This window comes from Paenibacillus sp. FSL R5-0701, assembly GCF_037973995.1.
Classification (GTDB): domain Bacteria; phylum Bacillota; class Bacilli; order Paenibacillales; family Paenibacillaceae; genus Paenibacillus.
Map to the genome: position 1 here is coordinate 1572771 of NZ_CP150230.1, position 19265 is coordinate 1592035.

At 47.4% G+C, this 19265-nt stretch carries 22 protein-coding genes; 21 read left to right on the forward strand and 1 reads right to left on the reverse strand.

Translation table 11 applies throughout. The features are described from left to right. The first annotated feature begins 9 nt into the window (after window positions 1-9). From MKZ13_RS07195 to MKZ13_RS07275, 17 genes are read left to right on the forward strand one after another with little or no spacing between them, the layout of a single operon-like run. Window positions 10-402: a terminase small subunit gene (locus MKZ13_RS07195; protein WP_339182877.1), complete on the forward strand. Its 393-nt coding sequence runs from the start codon at window positions 10-12 to the stop codon at window positions 400-402. After that, window positions 395-1852 (forward strand): phage terminase large subunit, encoded by a 1458-nt coding sequence (locus MKZ13_RS07200; protein ID WP_339182879.1) that lies wholly within the window; start codon window positions 395-397, stop codon window positions 1850-1852. Before MKZ13_RS07195 ends, MKZ13_RS07200 begins: the two co-directional genes overlap by 8 nt. A gap of 9 nt (window positions 1853-1861) precedes the next feature. Then, window positions 1862-2089, forward strand: a complete 228-nt coding sequence (locus tag MKZ13_RS07205; protein WP_211080974.1) for a hypothetical protein — start codon at window positions 1862-1864, stop codon at window positions 2087-2089. Beyond that, a complete protein-coding gene (locus tag MKZ13_RS07210) occupies window positions 2086-4251 on the forward strand; it encodes a hypothetical protein (protein ID WP_339182882.1) in 2166 nt (721 codons plus the stop codon). Before MKZ13_RS07205 ends, MKZ13_RS07210 begins: the two co-directional genes overlap by 4 nt. Window positions 4252-4308: 57 nt before the next feature. Beyond that, the gene (locus tag MKZ13_RS07215) at window positions 4309-5277 is read left to right on the forward strand and encodes a hypothetical protein (RefSeq protein WP_339182884.1); all 969 of its coding nucleotides are present in this window, start codon (window positions 4309-4311) and stop codon (window positions 5275-5277) included. Between the two features lie 17 nt (window positions 5278-5294). Beyond that, entirely contained in the window at window positions 5295-5714 is a 420-nt protein-coding gene (locus MKZ13_RS07220; RefSeq protein WP_339182886.1) for a hypothetical protein, read from the forward strand. A gap of 20 nt (window positions 5715-5734) precedes the next feature. Continuing rightward, entirely contained in the window at window positions 5735-6697 is a 963-nt protein-coding gene (locus MKZ13_RS07225; protein ID WP_339182888.1) for a Mu-like prophage major head subunit gpT family protein, read from the forward strand. A gap of 42 nt (window positions 6698-6739) precedes the next feature. Continuing rightward, complete coding sequence (locus MKZ13_RS07230; protein WP_339182890.1) at window positions 6740-6922, forward strand: hypothetical protein; 183 nt, start codon at window positions 6740-6742, stop codon at window positions 6920-6922. Next, window positions 6834-7250, forward strand: coding sequence for a hypothetical protein (locus tag MKZ13_RS07235; RefSeq protein WP_339182892.1), 417 nt, complete (start codon window positions 6834-6836; stop codon window positions 7248-7250). Before MKZ13_RS07230 ends, MKZ13_RS07235 begins: the two co-directional genes overlap by 89 nt. Before the next feature lie 25 nt (window positions 7251-7275). Continuing rightward, window positions 7276-7878 carry a hypothetical protein gene (locus MKZ13_RS07240; RefSeq protein WP_339182894.1) on the forward strand — a complete coding sequence of 201 codons (603 nt, stop codon included), beginning with the start codon at window positions 7276-7278 and terminating at the stop codon, window positions 7876-7878. A gap of 2 nt (window positions 7879-7880) precedes the next feature. Further along, entirely contained in the window at window positions 7881-10157 is a 2277-nt protein-coding gene (locus MKZ13_RS07245) for a WD40 repeat domain-containing protein (RefSeq protein WP_339182896.1), read from the forward strand. A gap of 3 nt (window positions 10158-10160) precedes the next feature. Continuing rightward, a complete protein-coding gene (locus tag MKZ13_RS07250) occupies window positions 10161-10436 on the forward strand; it encodes a hypothetical protein (protein ID WP_339182898.1) in 276 nt (91 codons plus the stop codon). Then, entirely contained in the window at window positions 10436-10579 is a 144-nt protein-coding gene (locus MKZ13_RS07255; protein ID WP_339182900.1) for a hypothetical protein, read from the forward strand. Before MKZ13_RS07250 ends, MKZ13_RS07255 begins: the two co-directional genes overlap by 1 nt. A 37-nt stretch (window positions 10580-10616) precedes the next feature. Continuing rightward, window positions 10617-11141: a hypothetical protein gene (locus MKZ13_RS07260; protein ID WP_339182902.1), complete on the forward strand. Its 525-nt coding sequence runs from the start codon at window positions 10617-10619 to the stop codon at window positions 11139-11141. Continuing rightward, window positions 11138-12535, forward strand: a complete 1398-nt coding sequence (locus MKZ13_RS07265) for a hypothetical protein (RefSeq protein ID WP_339182904.1) — start codon at window positions 11138-11140, stop codon at window positions 12533-12535. Before MKZ13_RS07260 ends, MKZ13_RS07265 begins: the two co-directional genes overlap by 4 nt. 9 nt (window positions 12536-12544) lie before the next feature. Then, window positions 12545-13351, forward strand: a complete 807-nt coding sequence (locus tag MKZ13_RS07270; protein ID WP_339182906.1) for a hypothetical protein — start codon at window positions 12545-12547, stop codon at window positions 13349-13351. Window positions 13352-13402: 51 nt separating this feature from the next. Then, window positions 13403-14041, forward strand: a complete 639-nt coding sequence (locus MKZ13_RS07275) for a hypothetical protein (protein ID WP_339182908.1) — start codon at window positions 13403-13405, stop codon at window positions 14039-14041. Window positions 14042-14828: 787 nt separating this feature from the next. On the opposite strand, the gene MKZ13_RS07280 is transcribed toward MKZ13_RS07275, so the two are convergent. Continuing rightward, window positions 14829-15401 carry a helix-turn-helix domain-containing protein gene (locus MKZ13_RS07280; RefSeq protein ID WP_339182910.1) on the reverse strand — a complete coding sequence of 191 codons (573 nt, stop codon included), beginning with the start codon at window positions 15399-15401 and terminating at the stop codon, window positions 14829-14831. An 83-nt stretch (window positions 15402-15484) separates the two neighbouring features. Here MKZ13_RS07280 and MKZ13_RS07285 point away from each other — a divergent pair, with 83 nt between their 5' ends. The 4 genes from MKZ13_RS07285 to MKZ13_RS07300 all read left to right on the forward strand — a co-directional run bounded on the left by MKZ13_RS07285 (window position 15485) and on the right by MKZ13_RS07300 (window position 19256). After that, window positions 15485-15691 (forward strand): helix-turn-helix transcriptional regulator, encoded by a 207-nt coding sequence (locus MKZ13_RS07285; protein ID WP_339182912.1) that lies wholly within the window; start codon window positions 15485-15487, stop codon window positions 15689-15691. Between the two features lie 54 nt (window positions 15692-15745). Continuing rightward, window positions 15746-16489, forward strand: a complete 744-nt coding sequence (locus tag MKZ13_RS07290; protein ID WP_339182913.1) for a Rha family transcriptional regulator — start codon at window positions 15746-15748, stop codon at window positions 16487-16489. A gap of 581 nt (window positions 16490-17070) precedes the next feature. After that, a complete protein-coding gene (locus MKZ13_RS07295) occupies window positions 17071-18861 on the forward strand; it encodes a hypothetical protein (protein WP_339182915.1) in 1791 nt (596 codons plus the stop codon). A 110-nt stretch (window positions 18862-18971) separates the two neighbouring features. After that, the gene (locus MKZ13_RS07300) at window positions 18972-19256 is read left to right on the forward strand and encodes a transglycosylase SLT domain-containing protein (protein ID WP_339182917.1); all 285 of its coding nucleotides are present in this window, start codon (window positions 18972-18974) and stop codon (window positions 19254-19256) included. Window positions 19257-19265: the final 9 nt, after the last annotated feature.

The following is a 19265-nucleotide window of genomic DNA, read 5'->3' on the forward strand; positions in this document are numbered from 1 at the left end:
GTGATACCCATGGCATTGTCAGAGAAGCAAATGAATTTCGTTAACGAATACATGAAAGACATGAACGGAACGGCAGCTTATCTGCGTGCCGGGTACAATTGTACCGAGGAGGCAGCAAGGCGTGCAGCAAGCCGTTTGTTGACAAATGTTGACGTAATGTCCGAAATCGGACAAAGAACGGACAAATTACAGGAAGAATCAGGTATGAGTGTCCAATGGGTACTAGAGAGGTACAAGGATCTTATCGAAAACAACATGACAGAGGACCCAGCTGTAGCTAAAGGCGCGTTGGACAGTGTGGCAAAACACTATGGCATGTTCAAGGACAAGGTGGAAGTATCAGGAGCAAATGGCGGTGCGCTGCAAGTCGTATTTGATGCGGGGATGAGCAAGGATGAGTAAGGTGATTATTCCTTATAAGCCGCAACCACGACAACAAGTATTCCACCAAGCAGAAGCCGATGAGATATTGTACGGCGGCGCAGCAGGTGGAGGGAAGTCGGAAGGGACGATATTCGATGCGCTGAAATACGCCATGCAATACCCGGGTAGCCGTCAGATCATCTTCCGGCGTAAATTCCCCGATTTGCAGCGATCCATCATTTCAAGGACGCTTCAGGTGTATCCGAAAGAACTGGGCAAGTACAACAGTTCGAAGCACGAGTGGTCATTCATCAACGGGAGCATATTGGAATTAGCATACTGGGACAGTGACGCTGACTACATGAACTACCAGGGCGCTGAGTATGACGTGATCCGGTGGGAGGAGTTAACCCAGTTCGAGGAACGATGGTACACATACATGTTGTCGCGTCTACGTGGTAGCAAGCCTTTCCCTCGTAGTGTTAGAAGCACGACGAACCCCGGAGGTGCAGGTCACTCGTGGGTAAAGAAGCGATTTGTATCATTGGGACCACCAGAGATTACGTATGAAGTACCTGAGACGGACGAAGATGGAAACATTCTAGTCTGGCCAGAAGGTATACCAGGGGTTACACCAGGAGAACCGATCATACGGAGTAGGTTGTTCATACCAGCAAACCTATATGATAACCAAGCCCTGCTCAGAGAAGATCCGGGTTATTTGGCGCGTCTGATGGCTTTGTCTGATGTGGAACGTAAACAATTACTTGAAGGTGACTGGGATGTATTCGCAGGACAGTACTTTGCTGAGTTTACACGCGCTGTACACGTCATAGAGCCGTTCGAAATACCAAGGGAGTGGAAACGGTACAGGGCATTGGATGAGGGTTATACAGACCCGTTTGTGTGCCTGTGGTTTGCAGTCGGGCCAGATGGTACTGGGTACTTGTATCGGGAATTGGTTCAAACTAAGTTGCTGACGAGTGAACAGGTTGAGTTGGTGCGCTTGAACAGTCCGGTGTATGAACAGTACCAGTACAATGTGGCGGATACGTCCTTCTGGAACAAGGCAAAGACGGAGAATATCACTCCTGCTGAGATATTTGCGACCAAGAACGTGCCGTTGATTCAGGCTAAAAAAGAACGGATCAATGGATGGAAGCGGCTCAGGGAATGGTTGCACGTGACGGATAAGGTTGATCATGTCACCGGAAATCAGTACAAACATTCCAGACTGAAGATATTTAACACCTGTGCACACGCCGTTGAAGCGATTCCTGCAATGATGCACGATGAACGCAATGTTGAAGATGTAGCAGCACACAGACTTGACCACGTACCTGATGCAATGAGGTATTGGGTGATGAGCCAACCGTATGCAAGCACAAATGAAGGGGCATGGGGAGCTAATCCAGAGTCCCTGCCGAACAAACGCGTTGATTTTGATGACGACGACGATGATCTGCCTGAGGTAGTTTCATTCTGGTGAGGTGATGAAATGGAATACGTACTATTAGCGGTGGTTCTGGGAACCAACGTTTTTTTGTATTTGCAGCACCGTGACAAAGACAAGATCATCAAGGATCTGACCAACCGCCTGACAGCCCGTAACGCTGGTGAGTATGCGATGTACAACAACCAGCAGAAGCCAGCCGAACCGCTGGAGACACGAAGCCCGATGAGTTGGCATGACGATCCGAACGTGCTGGAGGTTGATGACAAATGAGCACGCTGAAAAAGATACAGGAAGGATTCAAGGGGCTGTTCACAGAGAACGGAGCTGAGAAAGACTCAGTAAACCCGAATACACCGGAGGAACAACGGATCTACGACACGGTGTACCAGGACTACCAAGTGTTCAAGCAGTCACGGCAGCAGATGGACGACATCTGGCGTAAGGAACAACGTTTCTACATGGGCGACCATTGGAAGGGATTGCGCTCAGATGCGGTGTCTAAGCTTCGTCCGGATGCGGTGGAGAACATCACCTTCTCGCAGATTGAGTCCATTGTCGGTAAGCTGACTGGATGGATGCCCTACCCGAACTTCACGGCTCAGGAAGAGGGAGACGAGGAAAAAGCCCGGGACTTGAACGACTTCATGCCGTTTGAACTGCGACAGATCAAGTTTAAACAGAAACACACCCGAGCTGTCCGGCGCATGGTCATTCATGGCCCGTTAATATACAAAACTGTCTTTGACCCAACAGTCGAAGGTGGACGTGGGATGAACCGGTACGAAGGGCGAAACGACATCATTCCAGTTGATTTCGGTACATTCTTCCCGGACCCACGCATTAAAGACTTCATTTACCTCCAGAAGATGGGCGGCATCATCATAAACGTGCCCAAGCCGCTGGAGTACTTTAAAGAGCGCTGGCCCAAGCAAGGTAAGAAGGTACAGCCGGATATCGGCACGCTTGAGACTGATGTGTTCAATATTGACTCAGACGATGGCAACCTGAGCACAGACGCTACACGGCAACAGATGTCCGGACTCATTGAGTACTGGTACCGTGGACTGCCTAAGCAGGTGAGTGCGGAGGATAAGAAGTTGTTCCGTGAAATGGCTGAGGAGAAGCTGATGGAAGGCGTTGACCCTTCCGAGTATCTGGCAAAGGCTGATGGCAAGATGGAAGGCGTGCACTGCATCTACATCACCACATCAGGCGTGTTCTTGGAGCATAAAGCATATGTGTTCGATCACGGCCAATATCCATTCGTAGCCCGAACGTTGTACCCATCAGAAGGTAATCCGTGGGGCAAGGGCTTCATGCGGGATATGATCAAGCCGCAGATCATGAAGAACAAATACGCTGAGATTGCAGTCGAGACCATGGCGAAGCAGGGTAACGCGGCGATGATGTACGAAGAAGGAGCTATATCCAAGCCTCGTACATGGGCTGAACAACGTTCTATGCCCGGAGCAATGCTTCCAGTAGAAACTGGGCGCATGGGTGGTGTGAAGGAACTGGACGGCGTTAATGTGCCGGGGACGATCATGAACATGCTGAACTACTATGACGAGATGCTGCAGAAGATCCCAGGGCAGTTCGACAGTGCCAATGGGCAGGCCAACAGCAACGTCACCAGTGGTGCACAGGCCAAAGCACTCATGGCAGCGGCGGGTACAAGGCTCAACACCGTCTCTGACTTGATACAGGACGCGCTAGAAGAGGTGTTCAGCCAGTATGTGGAGTTGATAGCCCAGTTCTATACCACGGAACGTATCGCCCGTGTGACAGGGCGTACAGTGACGATGAGTAGAGACAACATGGTTTCCCGTGTACCGTCTGATTACATGCCACCTGACCCGATGGTTGAGGAGATGGGTGCAGGAGACATGCATCCGCCTGATCCGATGCAAGGAATGGACATGATGGGTCAGATGGACTCAATGAGCATGATGCCAGAGCCTGTGGAGGTCCAAGAAGAGTTTGTACCGGAGTTTGACATACTGGTGCAGATCGGAGTGGACAAGCCGCAGGACCGGGAGTACTGGTTGCAACTGGCTTTCAATCTACTTCAGACGGTGGACCCGATCACTCAACAGCCGATGATTGATGCAGAGGCAGTCCGGTACGTCATTACCACAGGTCGCATGGAGCCGATGGACGTAATCAAGCGTCGTATCGAGGAAGAATCAGGCAAGCAACAACAATTCATGCAGGCTCAGCAACAAGCGCAGGAGGCACAAGCTCAGGTACAACAGTTGAGCCAAGAGAACCAATCCATGCAGCAGGCACTACAGCAGTTTAGTGGTGAGCAGATGGAGCGTGAACAGCGTGACCGTGAATTTGAGCAAGGTTTGAAACAACAGAAGATGAATCTGGAAGGCGCTAAAGTTGCCCAACAACTGATGCAACCAGCAGGGCCCGGCCAAGGGTGAGAATCCTTTGGCCTTTTATATCTGCCGCCACCCATAGCGGATTAGGAGGAACTAAGCATGGAAGACATCGACAACATCGCCACCCATAGCGATACCGTCACAGAACCAGAAACAGCCCACCCACAGGCTGACGATCAACAACAAGCAATGCGTGATGCGTATGAAGCCTTTAACTTACCGTATGGAGACGACGATGACCCAGATCCGGATGACGATCAGCACGAGGAAGATGCTCCACCCATAGAGCCAGCACTCGAAGCTGACGAACAACCGAAAGGCATCACAGTCAAATACAACGGTCAAGACGTATTCATCCCAGACGAAGAAGTGGCAGTACATGCCCGTAAGGGACTGAATTACGAGAAGGTGGAAGGTCGAGTGAAGCAATATGAATCGGCCCTTGATCGCCTTGCAAAACAGCAGGGATACAAAGACCACGCCGATCTGTTGGACAACATCGACCAGATTGAAGCCACAGCACAGCAGAGACAGAAGGACCAATTCGATGAACTGAAGCTAAGCATGCGGGAAGAAGCCATGAATGCAGGCATTGACCCAGACGTGCTTGATCAGTACCTAGATAACCACCCGCTATTACAACAAGCGCGCGAGGTCCTTCAAAGCAAGGAAACAGAGCAAACCACACGCCAACAGGAACAGCAACAACAGCAACTGGTGCAAGGCTGGCAGGATCTGTTCAAGAAGTACCCGGAACTAGCACAGGAAGTCACGGACGATGGAGCCGCAGCACCTTGGCTTACCCAAGAGATGCATGCACGCATTGAACGTGGTTACGACCCGATTGATGCGTATGAGCTTGTGCACCGCGATAAACTGAGCGCCACCGAGCGTAAACGTGCGGAACAGACGGTGTTGAAAAACCAACGCCTGAACAAACGGGCACAGGTGGAGACGCAAGCGGCTGGAACGCTGGAACCACAGGCACCAGCAGAGTTAACCGGTGCATTCGCTATGTTTGGGCTTGACCCGAAAAAAGCTAACAAATATGCAAAAAACTTTGAATAAACAGGAGGCGTTAAGCCATGGCACAAGGATTCAAATATGTATACAACGATTACGGTAATGACCCCACTCGTATCACAGAGTTTCTGATGACTAACGATGAAGCTGGTTTTGCTGGCGAGGCTGTGAAGCTGGTTGCAGGACGCTGGACAAAAGCTGGTGCCACTGACCCGATTGCCGGATTTTTGACTGCAAATGTAGAAGCAGGCACGGACAAAGAGACTGAGGTTATCTTGGCTCGGGAGGGTGACTGGTATGACGCACCTTACAGTGGAACAGCAGCGGCAGGATTTACTCCAGGCGCATCTGCAATTGCATTGGCGGCTGATGGATTGTCGGCAAACTCGGCCACCGTAACTGGCGGTCCTTTGTCTGTAATGGCGATTAACACAAATAAAAAGACAGCACGGTTCAAAGTTAAGAACCGCCAGTTGTCGTAATCGAGAGGGGAGCATAACACATGCAAACAAAACTTCAATGGGACCAACGAGTCCTTGAGCCTATCTTCAAAGAGCTGTATTCACTCGAAACAAAAGATAAAAAAGACTATATCCCTCTGATGTACAACGTCAGCAGCTCCACAAAAGACCGCGAGTCATACGAAGGTATCGGTGCTGAAGGTCTGATGGAAGAATGGAGCCGTTCGAATAACCAAGTTTACTATGAGGACATTGACGAGTTGTGGCAAAAAGTTATTCGTAACCGCAAGTACTCGGATGGCCGCATGATCGAGCGAGATTTCATCGATGATCTGCAGCTTACTCAGATCAAAACACGTATCATGGGTCTGGCCGATGCCGTGTACAAAACACAGCAATTACAGGCGGTGGAGTTCCTAAACAACGCATTCGTTCCTGATGGAGCAAACTTCAGAGGACGCATGGAATCGTTCTTGGGACCTGACGGTAAGCCATTGTGTGCAGCAGATCACCCGTACAGCCCAAAAAATGCAACGGATGTACAGTCCAACCTGGGAGACAAGCCGCTGACTTTGGATGCTTGGGACGAAACAGCTGTATCCATGCAAGAGTGGAAAGACGATAGAGGGAACCCATTGGCAGTCATTCCAGACACGTTGATTGTATCTCCTTACAACGCACGTGCTGCTTTTAAAATCGCTGGTCTGCCAGATGCTGAACTGCCAAAATATGAGCCAGGAAGCAACCACTTTGATGCCAACATGTACATGGGTAACATCAAGGTCATTGTGAACCCGTTCATTGCGGCGTCCCATCGTAAGAATTGGTTTGCTGCTGACTTCGCTCGCATGAAACGCTTTAATCACTGGCAGTGGAGACGTAAACCGGAGAATGGTTCGGTAACGGACTTCGACACTGAGGTAACCAAATTCAAAGTTGTTGGACGTTGGGGTTATGGATTCACTAATTACTCCTTCATCTACGGCCATAACGTAACAGACTAAGAGGGTGCATATTGCCCCTCTTTTTCTTTTGGAGGTAATCACATGTTTCGTGATGAACTGGACGCACTCAATGCGATCTATAAAGAACAGCAGCGTACCAATGAACTGCTGGAAAAAATGATTGGAGGGAACACAGATGCCATTGAATCACAGCAGACAGCCGGACTTCATACAGATCATCCCCGCAGCCGAAGCGCCAAGCCTGCCCGAAAAGCGGGAGCCTAACTACACAGTCTTCGTTGACGCAAACGGTGGGCCTATCGACATTGGTGGAGGCGGTGGAGGTACCATCACATCAAACAGTATCACCGATGCCACAGCTACAGGTAAAAGCGTATTGACTGCCGCAAACCAAGCCGCAGCCCGTACAGCCCTTGGTGCAGGTACATCAAACTTGACTATTGGCACCACAGCTTCCACAGCCGCAGCTGGTAACCACGTGCACCCAGCAACAACGATTACAGCTACAGCGATTTCACCGGGCACAGCAACGAACGTGCAAGCTATTCTCGCTGAACTGGCGGCCCGTATCACAGCTTTAGAGAACGCGTAAGGCAAATATGAAGGAGTGGTGAGAAATGCTCTTAAAAGACGTTGTGGAGGAGATTGCGGAGAAGTCGCCTAATTTCCTCTCTCCCGCTTCCATTGTTCGCAAGGTGTCGCAAGTGCGTGACAGACTTGTCCGTAACTTCGGATCTGCTCAACAGCAATCGAATGTCATCTGTACCGCAATCGACCTGGTGAAGGACAAGGCACTGTATGTTCTCCCGTGCCCACCAGGAAGCGTGGTAGACGTGGACGTGAAGATGGATTCATTCCACAACGATAACGATGGCTGGAGACGCATTCCGTTGCGGCAATTCAATGAGAGGCTAAAGGAGAAACCGTATTACTATTTTTCCGGTGATCGTATCGGTATCGTGCCCAACCCGGAGGTAGACACTCCAGAGGGTATCAAAATATTCCATGCTGAAGTACTACGGGAACTGGCTTTAGCGGACATGGATGGCCCTACTGGATTTGATCCGGACTTTGACATGGTACTCGTGTACGGCGTTTTGAAAGAAATCACCAGCGGGAAAGAGTCGGAGGAATTTGACTACAGGTACCGTCAGGTGTTGAACGAATACGAAACAGCAAACAACGGGTACGAACGGTATTCCGTTACAGAGAGGTGGTAAGCATGAGTAGATACCCATGGCGGAATACAAGTGAAGATATCGCACAAGAAGCCCAGTCCCAATGGGAGACACCGGGTGGTGCGCAGGAGAAGGCAGACGCAGCTGAGCAGGCGGCTAAAGACTATTCGGACGAAAACCTGAATGCGCATATCGGGACAGGTGGGGTGGCACATGCGGTAGTGGTTGCTGGTGGAGTAGCAGGCTTCATGACTGGGCCGGATAAAGCGAAACTGGACGGTGTAGCATCTGGCGCCAATAACTATATTCACCCTGCAACACATCCACCTTCCATTATCGCTCAGGACTCGGACAACCGGTTCGTAACGGATGCTGAAAAAGCGGAATGGAATAGCAAAGCCACTGGAGAATTGGCTACTCCATCAACGGATGGACTCATGGAAGCAGCAGATAAGGGGAAACTGGACGGGGTACAGACAGGTGCGCAAGTCAACCAGAACTCATTCTCGAAGGTAAACAATTTGTCAGCTGCCAATACAACTGATGAGTTTTTCATTGTCGGAGATATTGGCATCACAGTTACAACGAACCCGATTACTAAAGAAGTACGAATCACAGCGACAGGATCAGCAACACCTGGTGCCCATGCGTCAAGCCACATCACAGGAGGAACTGATGTCATTCCTAACGCAATAACCAATGGTAACGCTGGTTTAATGAGTGGCTCCGATGCTCAGTTTGTACGGATTGAAGGAGAAACGAAAGCAGGAGCACAGAACAAAGCAGATGCGGCGCTGATATCAGCAAATGAATATACGGACGGTGTTACAGCAGAGGTTAGCGCTGAGGTAAATCAAGCTTTGGCTAATGCCACTGCGAACTATATCCGACAACCGGGATACGCTGCCACATCGGGAACATCATCTGCTTATGCGGTGACACTAGATCCTGTTCCAACAACACTTCCTGATGGATTTGGAATCACGATTGTGCCGCATATAACAAATGCCGCTGGACCAACACTGAACATTAACGATCTAGGCGCAACACCCCTTAAAAAGCAGGATGGCACAGCGTACGCTGCAGGGGATTTGAAGGCCAATACACCGTACACCTTCCGCAAAGTGGGATTGGATTTTTTAGCAGATAGCGGCGGCGGGGAGGTGAAGATTAACGGACAATTACAACAATCCGTTATGTACGCTGATACAATTGCGGCAAATGATCCTATAGTTTTACAAAACAAGCCTTTAGGTGCGTCAATACCTACGCTAACCGGCAGAGCTCATTCGACAAAGTACAGTTCAGACGGAGTGTATTTAGCGGTAGGGCATACAGTCACACCGTTTATAACCGTCTATAAGATTAGTGGAGGTACCTATACCAAGCTTGCAAGCCCTACTGTTTTACCCTCAGGGGCAGGATATGGTGTCGCATGGAGTTCAGACGGGGTGTACTTAGCGGTTGTTCATGCAAACTCACCATTTTTAACAATTTATAAACGCAGTGGAGATGTATTCACCAAGCTTGCGAATCCCTCGACATTGCCTGCAAGCACCGCTTATGGTGTTGCATGGAGCTCAGACGGAGTGTATCTAGCGGTTGTTCATGCAAACTCACCATTTTTAACCATCTACAAACGTAGTGGAGATACATTCACCAAACTTGCAAATCCCGCGACATTGCCCTCCGGTGACGGCAGAGGGGTATCATTTAGCAGTGATGGATTGTATTTGGCAGTAGGGCAAGTGACATCACCTTTCGTGACAATTTACAAACGTAGTGGAGATACATTCACCAAACTATCAGACCCTTCAATCCTGCCATTGGCGGTAGCTGTTAGTGTTGCATGGAGTCCAAATGGTAACCAACTGGCAGCGGCATATAATGCCGCTGGTGGACTGATAATCTATAAGCGTAGTGGGGATACATTCACTAAGTTGGATGACCCATCTAGCCTACCATCTGGCAACGGAACGTTTGTGGCATATAGTCGGGACGGTAATTATTTAGGAGTGAGCAACGCAACGGGCGCGTACATTACTCTTTACATTGTCAATGGCGATGCATTTAAGAAAATGTCTGATCCGAGCCCAGTATTACCTGCTCAAAGCACATCATTAGATTTCAAGCCTACAACAAATACCGTCGCTGTAACAGTCTTCGACTTGGCATCAGCTGTTTCTCTGTACGACCTTTCGCTAATAGCGCTTAAAAGTAATAACCTCGCGTCTGATCTGGTTGACGCAGCGGGAGCTGGATACGCTTTGTCAGCAGGCGTTGCAAATGAAACCAAAGATGCAATATTAATCTGGAGGTAGACTATGAATAAATTTTACTTTCAACTGGATGGAAACATTATCCGAGACGCCATCACATACCCACACGAAGGCTACACAGAGGTTGAACTGGACATGACACACCTACCCGCAGGAATAAACGCAGGGTACTACCGCTGGAACGGTACAAACTTCGAGATTGATGAGTCGCTAAAACCGAAAGATCCTACCGATGTGACACAAGCTATTGAGGATCTACAGAGGAACCAACAGCTCATGCAGAAAGCGATAGACGATCTCGTATTTGGAGGTGCGTTGTAATGGCAGATTACATGGCTTATCGCATTATTACTCAGGTGTACACGTATGATTACGTGATCTCGCGACGAGCAGACTTGAAGCCTGGCATCGATGCTTACCTGACTGCTAACGGGCATGGAGACCTGATTACGGAACAGGGGTGATCTCATGAACTTATCTGACATCATTTCAGAAGCGAATATGCTGGTGCCCAACGATGTCCCGGTGGCCGACAAAGTCATCTGGTTGAACGCGCTGAATCAGGACTTTTTCAATGTGGTCAAGATCCCGAAGGTTGCGCAATTCGATTGTGTGGCTGGGCAGACCGACTACCCACTGCCAGCAGAAGTCAGGCAGAAGAACATTGACATGGTGCTGGTCGGCCCATCGCAGTACCGCAGTATGGATCGTGAGGACGTAACACCATTTCAGAACGCATTTGCATACGACGACACAACCAAAACCATATCGCTCTACCCAGCCCCTTATGCTGATCTAAGAGGCTTTTTGCGTTACCATCGAATCGCCACAACAACGTTCCTGTCTACCGCACTCAGTGTGTCACCGGATGCGCCCGAGGAGTATCACTGGACATTTATCCCTGCACTGGCGGCAATGCTGGCAAATAGCCAGGACGATAGCGTGAAGGCATCGAACTACGAGAACCAGTACAAGGCAGCGTGGAACGTGGCATCACAGAACTATCAAGCGGGTGCAGTACAATGAGGCCCGTACAATATAAACCGTCCCAAAATCAGCCGCTGGAAGGCATGATGCAACCGATTCCGATCAGAGAGTTTCGTGGACTGAATACGTTTGATCCGTACTCCATCGAAGACACGTACTTCACTGAGATGCAGAACCTGACAACCGACGACTACCCGGCTATCTCCACTAGGCCGGGTTATACGTTGTTGGGTACGTTCGGTACCCGTGTGTTAGGCATGGGTGTGTGGCGTGGGCGTGAGCTTCATGCGGTGTTCAGCGATGGCACTTGGCGGCGTTGGAGCGGATCAGCTTGGACTACATTGGTAAGTGGCCTAAACACATCAGCTGAATGGTCGTTCACGAACTTCGATGGTAATTTGAATGGCGTGAATCTGATTGGCTGTAATGGCGTAGATTCTATGCGTAAGTACAACGGCTCTACAGTATCTGTATTGAGTGGCGCACCGTCCAACGGAAAATACATCACCACGTACCAAAACAGGCTCTGGTGCGCCGTAGGGAACGAGCTATGGTCATCTGCATTGGATCAGCCAGAGAACTGGAATGCATTCGCAGGCAATCAACAGGACAGCTACCGTAAAACGATTGAGTCCTCGCACGGTGAAGACATCAACATGCTGTCTGGTAGCCTGTACCGTCTGACCATCGGCATGCCATCATCTATTCATCTGCTTATGGGTGGTCAGCCGTCTGACTTTAACAGCCGTGTGGTTACTGATGATGAAGGTGTAGCCAACAATAACGCAGTCACCGCACGCGAAGGTGCACTGCGCTTCATGCATAAGTCAGGTATCTACGAGTACTCAGCTGCCGCATTGCCGGACAAAGGGTTCAGCGAGGCAATCAAAACATTCTATCCCAATGTCAGCACAGCAAGTGCGGCAGGATCAGACGGGATACGGTTATACTTCAGCACACAAAGCGGAGAAACGCTGGTGTATGATCCGCGCATTGGTTCATGGACACGCTGGGTCACACCAGTACCCACTTGCTATGCATCCATCGGTCAGGACTTGTACATCGGTACAGCTACGGGTCAGGTGCTGAAACTGGGTGGCACGGTGGATATTGCAAGCCCAATCGCGTGGAAAGCAGTGACCAAACCGTTCACCAATCAATCCATTGCACAGCGTCAGCGCTGGTTGAAGATGTGGATCATCGCAGAGATGTCCGTGGGAAGCGTGATGAACATTAGCTTATCCAGCCAGGCATCGGGAGAAAGTTGGGATTTGGTCAGCACAATTACATCATCATCTGTAGCCGCCCAGCGGATTATTATTCCGGTCAGAAAGTTCGTGTTGGAAAACACAGTCCGGATCAAGCTGGAGGGAACAGGTTACATTCGATTGCACGAGATCACACGTCAGGTGCGGCAATTACCGCTCTATTAAGGAGGTACCATGGGAATTCAAGACGTAGCACCAGCATTCCGAAACCCACCAACGTTTCAGGATCTGGAAGAAGTGAAGTCGTACCTGAAAGACAACATTAACAAAATCGCACGGAGCCTACAGGATATTGACTTTATGATCAACGGCACGCTGGACGTGAACAACATCCGGGCTGAGGGCATAGAGGCACGCAGCATCAAGGCTGAGGCGATCACCACCGAGAAGCTGCAAGCTGGATCAATCACGACTGAGAAGATCCAAGCAGGCGCAGTAGTAGCCGACAAGATAGACGTTGGTGAGCTATCCGCCATCAGCGCTAACTTGGGGCATATCGTAGCAGGGTTGATAGAGTCCGTGGAGATATATGGATCGTATATTTCTACTAACAAAACAGGGTATCCAAAAGCGGAGATGAGTAATACAAATAATTTGTTTGGAGCATATATTGATGCCAATAACTTTGTACGAGTTCTTTCCGATGATTCTGGAGTACCTTCCTTTGTATTTGTACACGGAGGAGCAGTGAAGGCTAGGTTCAGTACACTTCTCGGAACCCTCCTTCTTGATGGTATAGGGGGTATGGAGATAAATGTCACTGGCGGTAATCTTACGTTACCCAGATTCACTGATATCCTAAGTAGCGATGGCTACAACCTGGGAGTCGAACTTGATGAGAAGGCAGTCGCTGGTATTTCTACTGGAGCATCAGGTGCTCATAACCATGGAATTCCAGACGGTACTCAGTTCAAGGATGTGAATGGCGTAACCTGGACATACAGGGTCGCAGGAACTCATACCCACGAACAAACTAGTTGATTTCTAAAAAAAATGATATAATCGTGCCAAAATCTAACAAGAGGTGCGTTTATGAAAAATTCAATTAAAAATTTGGGACTTCTGTTCGTTGGTGCTGTAATTGGCGTAACGATTTCCTTTGCGCCTGACATTCAGGCCGCTACTTCAAAACTCCTAGGCGGTGAAGTGGCAAAGGTAATTACGGTTAAAAAGGATGGAGTGGTAATTGGAGAAGGTGGGATTATTAACAATACTACTTATCTTCCTGTACGAACAGTAGTTAATTCAGTCGATGGAATTGAGGTGGGAAGTGTGAATTCTAGTGAAGTAAACTTGGTATCAACTTCTGAAAACCAAACAAGTGATCACTCTATAAGGGCAAAGCAAGAAGAAGAAAAAATGTGGCAAGAAACAGAGGAATATAATAAAAAATATAATGCCTTAAGAAGTGAAATAAAAAAGACCGAAAATGAAATTCGCGACACAAATTATAAAATAAACATTGAACAAAGCACCTCTTACAAAGTATCCAAGATATACGTAGATAATTTTGAGAACGGAAAAGGCGGTTCCATGAGAGAGGAAGATTATAATTATTATAAATCTGAGCTCGACCGGATGAATACAGAGAAGAAAGAAGCCCAAACTTCTTTACCCACTCTCGAAGCAGAACTTGCCGATCTCGAAGCTCAACTGGCTGCGTTGAAATAAATTTTAGAAACCACTGAACAAACGCGGGATCTTGGGTTATAGTATGTTAACAGCTACAAAATAAATTTTTTAATGATTTGATTTTATCCAACAACTCGTTGGTGGTACACTGCATACGAGAATTGAGAAGAGGACCCCTCGGTTTGAGGAGTCCCTTTTTGCATCCGTCAGATTGACGGTTATGAGCTGAGTCCAACTTTGGGCCGAGTGATTACTATCCGTTAAGTGGATAGAATTCACATCATCCAGATTGGATGGTATCCGTTAAGTGGATAGCGCTGGGCTGAAAAGTCAGCCGAGCTACTTTTCCCCGAAACTGGGGAAAACCCAGACATGGTAAATTGCCATATCCGAAATTCTAACCTTCTGAATCGGAATGTTAGAAATATTTACCATACTCACTATATGAGTACTTCGAATTGGGACCTTCTGAATCGAGGGGTCCGAATCCTGTCCTTGAAATTACAAGGAGAGCAAGCTTCGTACGTAATATACACGAAGTAACTTTCAAAGGGTGGCATCAATTTGATGTGAGCCTCGTTGCTTCGTCGTAAATTACGAGGTATCCGAATTTTCTGATTCGTCCTTAATATGGACGAAGTAATTTGTGACATAGTGACATCGTGTCACTGAGTGATGTTTTATATTTGTTTAAATTCGAAAACAGCATGAATAGTATATAACAGAATAAGAACCCCTCAGTTTGAGGAGTCCTTTTTTTGATCAGTATTTTATTCAGCTTTAGCTAGTTTTAAAAAAAGTATTGTCAATACCTCTGTACACAAAGTTATTCTACAGTATTAGAAGGATGATCTGATTTCCATTCGGCCAAAAACTCTTTTGAAAGTTCAACATCATTATCGTGGTAGTAATCGAAAAGGTTGATCCAATATTCTTTAGTAGCTACGTGTCCACCAAACCCAGGTATTTGAGAAATATATTCAAAGAACACTTCAAACGACTTGTGTTCCTTTGATCTTGCGTCTCTTATATGGTCGTGATAACTCTGGATGATTTTGAATTTTTCTTGTAGCAACTTTTCATCGTGATCAAACTCGTCGACGTTTAGGGCTGCATGTTCAAGCATCTCCTCAGCATTGGTTCGCATTATTCTGAAGTCGCAATAGAAATCGTATAAATCAAGAGCTTTTTTATCTTCGAAATGGTAACCAATTAAGAAATCAATCGACTCCTCGGTAACGGATCGAATTTTGTAAAGTGTCTCAAGGTTAGGTTGACCAGTACCTTTTTCAAATTTATTGTAATACTGCTGTGAAACTCCTATTCTCTCTGCCATTTCTTTTTGAGAGATGTTCAGTCGTTCTCTAAGCCATTTAAGGCGCAAAGAAAAAATATCCAAATAAATCTACCCCTTGGTATTGATATTATAAACAAATGGTTGTATTATTAAATTCATAGATGTGGAAGGAGGTGGAAAAACAAATGCCTAAACCATCTACACGATTGGAATACCTGAGAAAGATTAACTTTCTATCTCAAAAAGAAGTAGCGGAAGCATTGGGTATGTCCCAACAGTTCTACTTCAAGATAGAAAAAGGTAAGTCGAAGTTGACTATCGAAACAGCAGACTCATTGAAGGATATCTTCAAACTATCCTGTATCGACGAACTTCTCAGAGAGGTATCTTAACAACCATTAGTTTATTTTACTGTTGTAAAATATTTTTTACAAGGAGGATTCTTAATGAGTACCAAACTGATTCTTAATCCGGATTGTATGTTGTATGAGATGAAGGGAAAGGCATTGTACAGTAGTAGACAGGTGGCTGAGGAATTTGATAAAAGACATGATACTATCTTAAGAAGTATAGACGAAATCACTCACCACAAAATTGTGGTCAGTGGGGCTGAACTCACTGAGCGCAAAAATGCGCTGAGTGACGAGACAGTCCAATTACTTGCAGGGCAGAACATCGAAGAATTCTTTAAGGAGAATTTCTTTGAAGATAAATATAAGGATGCTTCTGGTAAGAAAAACAGACAAGTCCTCATGACTCGTAAGGGATCAATGCTAATCGTAATGGGGTTTAGTGGAAGAAAGGCTACAGCTATTAAGATCGGTCTGCTGAATCGATTTGAAGCAATGGAAGAATTCATTTTTTCGCTCAATTCTGCTCGAATGGAATATCCAGCTCTGACAGAAGCAATCTATAACGCACGTGAAGAGCCTAAGCCACATCACTTCATTAATGAAGCAGATATGATTAATCGCATTGTTCTGGGGATGAGCGCCAAGAGTTTCAGGGAAGAACACGGGATAAAAAAAGGCGAGTCTATCCGTCCTTACCTCACGACTGAACAGATCCGTAACATCGAAACGTTACAGAGAGTAGACATCGGGTTGATCGTAGGCGGAATTGAGTTTCAAGAACGTAAAGTAGTGCTATCGAATTACATCAACAGATTGTCACTCAAAAAGGCAGCGTAAAAATATTGCTGAAAACTTTGTAGTGACAGCTTCCTATGATACGATAAATTTGTTCGCTGGAGTAGGCGGAATAATTATTAAAAAAAATTGCCACGAAAGTATTACCGCATATTATTGAACCTGTGCTACCATGTATATAACATGAGAGGAGGAACTACGTTGAAATGCAAAAAAAGCAAATAAAAAGAGCCGCTACATAGCGACTCTACCGTCGTCACCTATTCTTCTTGGCGGTTGAGAGGTGACAAAAAAATATAAGGTGTTGCATGTTGCATCGAATGTTAGGTGTGTACAAAGTAAACACCTACCTCAGGTGTAGTATAACATATACATTGTATATGCAACACCCCGAACTTCTTAGGGGGAAAACATGGAAAAGATCACCTTCACCATGACTCAAGAGAGCATATGTGAAGTGTTGGGAGTAACAAACTCGGAGGGTTTGGACAAACTCCTTGACCGTTTATCCCCGCATGACGTGACGCTCGAGGACTTCATATCTACTATTAATAACTTAATCAAGGTTTAACCTAAGGGTGCCCACACGGGTACCCTTTTCTATTACCCAAGGGAGGTGCAACATGGCTTACGAGACAACAGGAACAGTGGTGAAGAAGAAAGATCCTTTTGCTGGGACTGGTGGTATAGCATCAGCTATTCCAAGTGTCACAGGAACCGTTACAACAAGCAAGTCACCCATGGCACAAGCAGCAGCAAACGTTAAATCAAACCCTGCTCTCGGTAATGGTGGTATCAACTACGCCACAGCCAACACAGCAGGGCGGCAAGGGATTGCTTCGAATCAAGCTCAGATTAAGAACAACGATGATTATCGGCAAAGTGAGATAGCCCGGACATTGGCGACGATCACGAACCGGCAGCAGCAGGGTTTGGACACTGGCGCACAGACGAAATACCTCAATACGAATCTGGGATACCAAAGTCCGATGGCACAGGCAGCAGCCAACGTGCAGGCAAGTGGGGTGAAGCCACCTGAGAATCATGCGGTACCGGGTAGTCGTACCGAAGCCACGCTTGGCAAGATCGACAACTTTATAAATAACCAATCACAGTTCCAATTCAACAGACCTGATGCCTTCTCATATGACCAAAACACTGACCCTGCATACCAAGCGCAGTTGGCTGAAGCGAAAAAGAACGTCATGAACCAGCAGGCGGACACGAATGCAGGGTTACGGGCAACAGGCCAAGGAAAATCTTCCTGGAGCGAAACGGTAGCGAATAGTCTTGGCAACAGCGCCATGGAGAGCATCGCCAATAACCTCGTACCACAGCTGATGCAACAGGCATACCAGCGTTATAACGACGATGCGAATCGTGATCTACAGGTACAGCAAATGAATTACGGCGTGGGACAGGACGCAATCGGTAACCTCGGCAGTCTATACGGCTTGCAGAATCAAGAGTACTTCCAGAATCCGTTGCAGGAAGCACAGGTTACGGGAAACTACCTTCCGACAGAAGCGCGTGATGCAATCAATAACCTTCTTAGTCTCAAGGAACAGGCAGAGACAAAAGGGATTACGGCAGAGGATCGATCAGTCCTGAGCAAACAAGCTGACTTCATTCGTAACCAATTAACGGGTATGGGTATAGACGCAAGTCAATACGGCGCTAATGTAAGTCGTTCGAATGCTGCACAAGTTAATCCAGGTATCCGCACATTGGCGGGGCAACAAGTAGATCTGGGTAACAGACAGGCGAATCTAGCGGCAGCTGGCATGTACATGGATGCATCTGGACGTATCATTACACCGCAGAACGATTGGACTGGGCTGGCTAGACAGGCGGCTAATCCAAATGCACCACTTAGTCTGGCCGGACAGAACCAAGCATTCAACCAACAACAGGTGGGTGTAGACAATCAATTTAGAGCAGATCAGTTTGCCTACCAGCAAGCACGTGACGCCATCGGAGACAGTCAATGGACTGCGCAGTTTGAGCAGAACGCAACACAGTTTGGCCTTAATTACGCCCTCCAGCAGCTGCAACAGCAAGATGACAGTTTATATAAACAAGCTATGTTGGGCATTAGTCAGGATGAAAACTCTCGTGCATGGCTTGGACTGGGCAACACACAACCGGCAGAGTATAGCGGCATGAATGCTGGTCAGGTGTTGAGTGCTTTACAGGCGCAGTACATCGACCCAACCACAGAGAAGTATGCTCCACCTAAAGATTCCGCAACCAAAGAACAAATTTACCAGCAGATTGCTGGATACGGTTTACCACAGGGGCAAGATGATCAAGTCATGTTGTCCATGGGTCTGACCACGAAAGAGATACAGGAGTTCGATAAGAAATACATCACAACGCCTACACCAACAGGGGCAAACACTGCGGGAAAGTAGCCAGCCCCACATCCAACGGGACTGGTGGGGCGCTAAGTTATAATAACTACTACAAAGCGACCAAGGATGCGGCAGCGAATCCTAAGAATTATGCCACTGCCAGTAGTTCAGTGAGTAGAGCCCTGAAAACACTTGGCTATCCTGATAGTTGGTTACAGCCAACGCTTGAATTGGTAGCTAGGGAATCAAGTTTTAATTCGAATGCGAAGAACCCTAAATCAACTGCGGCAGGGTTATTTCAATTTTTAAATATGACGCGCAAAAACTATGGAGGTAATAAGGTTGATTGGAGTGATCCATATCAGCAATCTCTTGCAGGTTTGAAATATATCAAGGATCGGTACTCAGACCCAGTAAAAGCGTTGCAGTATTGGGACAAGAATAAATCGTACTAAGGAGGTAGG

Bases quoted from the DNA above. Each gene is read 5' to 3' on its own strand.
- MKZ13_RS07195 (WP_339182877.1), top strand. From the start codon at position 10: ATGGCATTGTCAGAGAAGCAAATGAATTTCGTTAACGAATACATGAAA.
- MKZ13_RS07200 (WP_339182879.1), top strand. From the start codon at position 395: ATGAGTAAGGTGATTATTCCTTATAAGCCGCAACCACGACAACAAGTA.
- MKZ13_RS07205 (WP_211080974.1), top strand. From the start codon at position 1,862: ATGGAATACGTACTATTAGCGGTGGTTCTGGGAACCAACGTTTTTTTG.
- MKZ13_RS07210 (WP_339182882.1), top strand. From the start codon at position 2,086: ATGAGCACGCTGAAAAAGATACAGGAAGGATTCAAGGGGCTGTTCACA.
- MKZ13_RS07215 (WP_339182884.1), top strand. From the start codon at position 4,309: ATGGAAGACATCGACAACATCGCCACCCATAGCGATACCGTCACAGAA.
- MKZ13_RS07220 (WP_339182886.1), top strand. From the start codon at position 5,295: ATGGCACAAGGATTCAAATATGTATACAACGATTACGGTAATGACCCC.
- MKZ13_RS07225 (WP_339182888.1), top strand. From the start codon at position 5,735: ATGCAAACAAAACTTCAATGGGACCAACGAGTCCTTGAGCCTATCTTC.
- MKZ13_RS07230 (WP_339182890.1), top strand. From the start codon at position 6,740: ATGTTTCGTGATGAACTGGACGCACTCAATGCGATCTATAAAGAACAG.
- MKZ13_RS07235 (WP_339182892.1), top strand. From the start codon at position 6,834: ATGCCATTGAATCACAGCAGACAGCCGGACTTCATACAGATCATCCCC.
- MKZ13_RS07240 (WP_339182894.1), top strand. From the start codon at position 7,276: ATGCTCTTAAAAGACGTTGTGGAGGAGATTGCGGAGAAGTCGCCTAAT.
- MKZ13_RS07245 (WP_339182896.1), top strand. From the start codon at position 7,881: ATGAGTAGATACCCATGGCGGAATACAAGTGAAGATATCGCACAAGAA.
- MKZ13_RS07250 (WP_339182898.1), top strand. From the start codon at position 10,161: ATGAATAAATTTTACTTTCAACTGGATGGAAACATTATCCGAGACGCC.
- MKZ13_RS07255 (WP_339182900.1), top strand. From the start codon at position 10,436: ATGGCAGATTACATGGCTTATCGCATTATTACTCAGGTGTACACGTAT.
- MKZ13_RS07260 (WP_339182902.1), top strand. From the start codon at position 10,617: ATGCTGGTGCCCAACGATGTCCCGGTGGCCGACAAAGTCATCTGGTTG.
- MKZ13_RS07265 (WP_339182904.1), top strand. From the start codon at position 11,138: ATGAGGCCCGTACAATATAAACCGTCCCAAAATCAGCCGCTGGAAGGC.
- MKZ13_RS07270 (WP_339182906.1), top strand. From the start codon at position 12,545: ATGGGAATTCAAGACGTAGCACCAGCATTCCGAAACCCACCAACGTTT.
- MKZ13_RS07275 (WP_339182908.1), top strand. From the start codon at position 13,403: ATGAAAAATTCAATTAAAAATTTGGGACTTCTGTTCGTTGGTGCTGTA.
- MKZ13_RS07285 (WP_339182912.1), top strand. From the start codon at position 15,485: ATGCCTAAACCATCTACACGATTGGAATACCTGAGAAAGATTAACTTT.
- MKZ13_RS07290 (WP_339182913.1), top strand. From the start codon at position 15,746: ATGAGTACCAAACTGATTCTTAATCCGGATTGTATGTTGTATGAGATG.
- MKZ13_RS07295 (WP_339182915.1), top strand. From the start codon at position 17,071: ATGGCTTACGAGACAACAGGAACAGTGGTGAAGAAGAAAGATCCTTTT.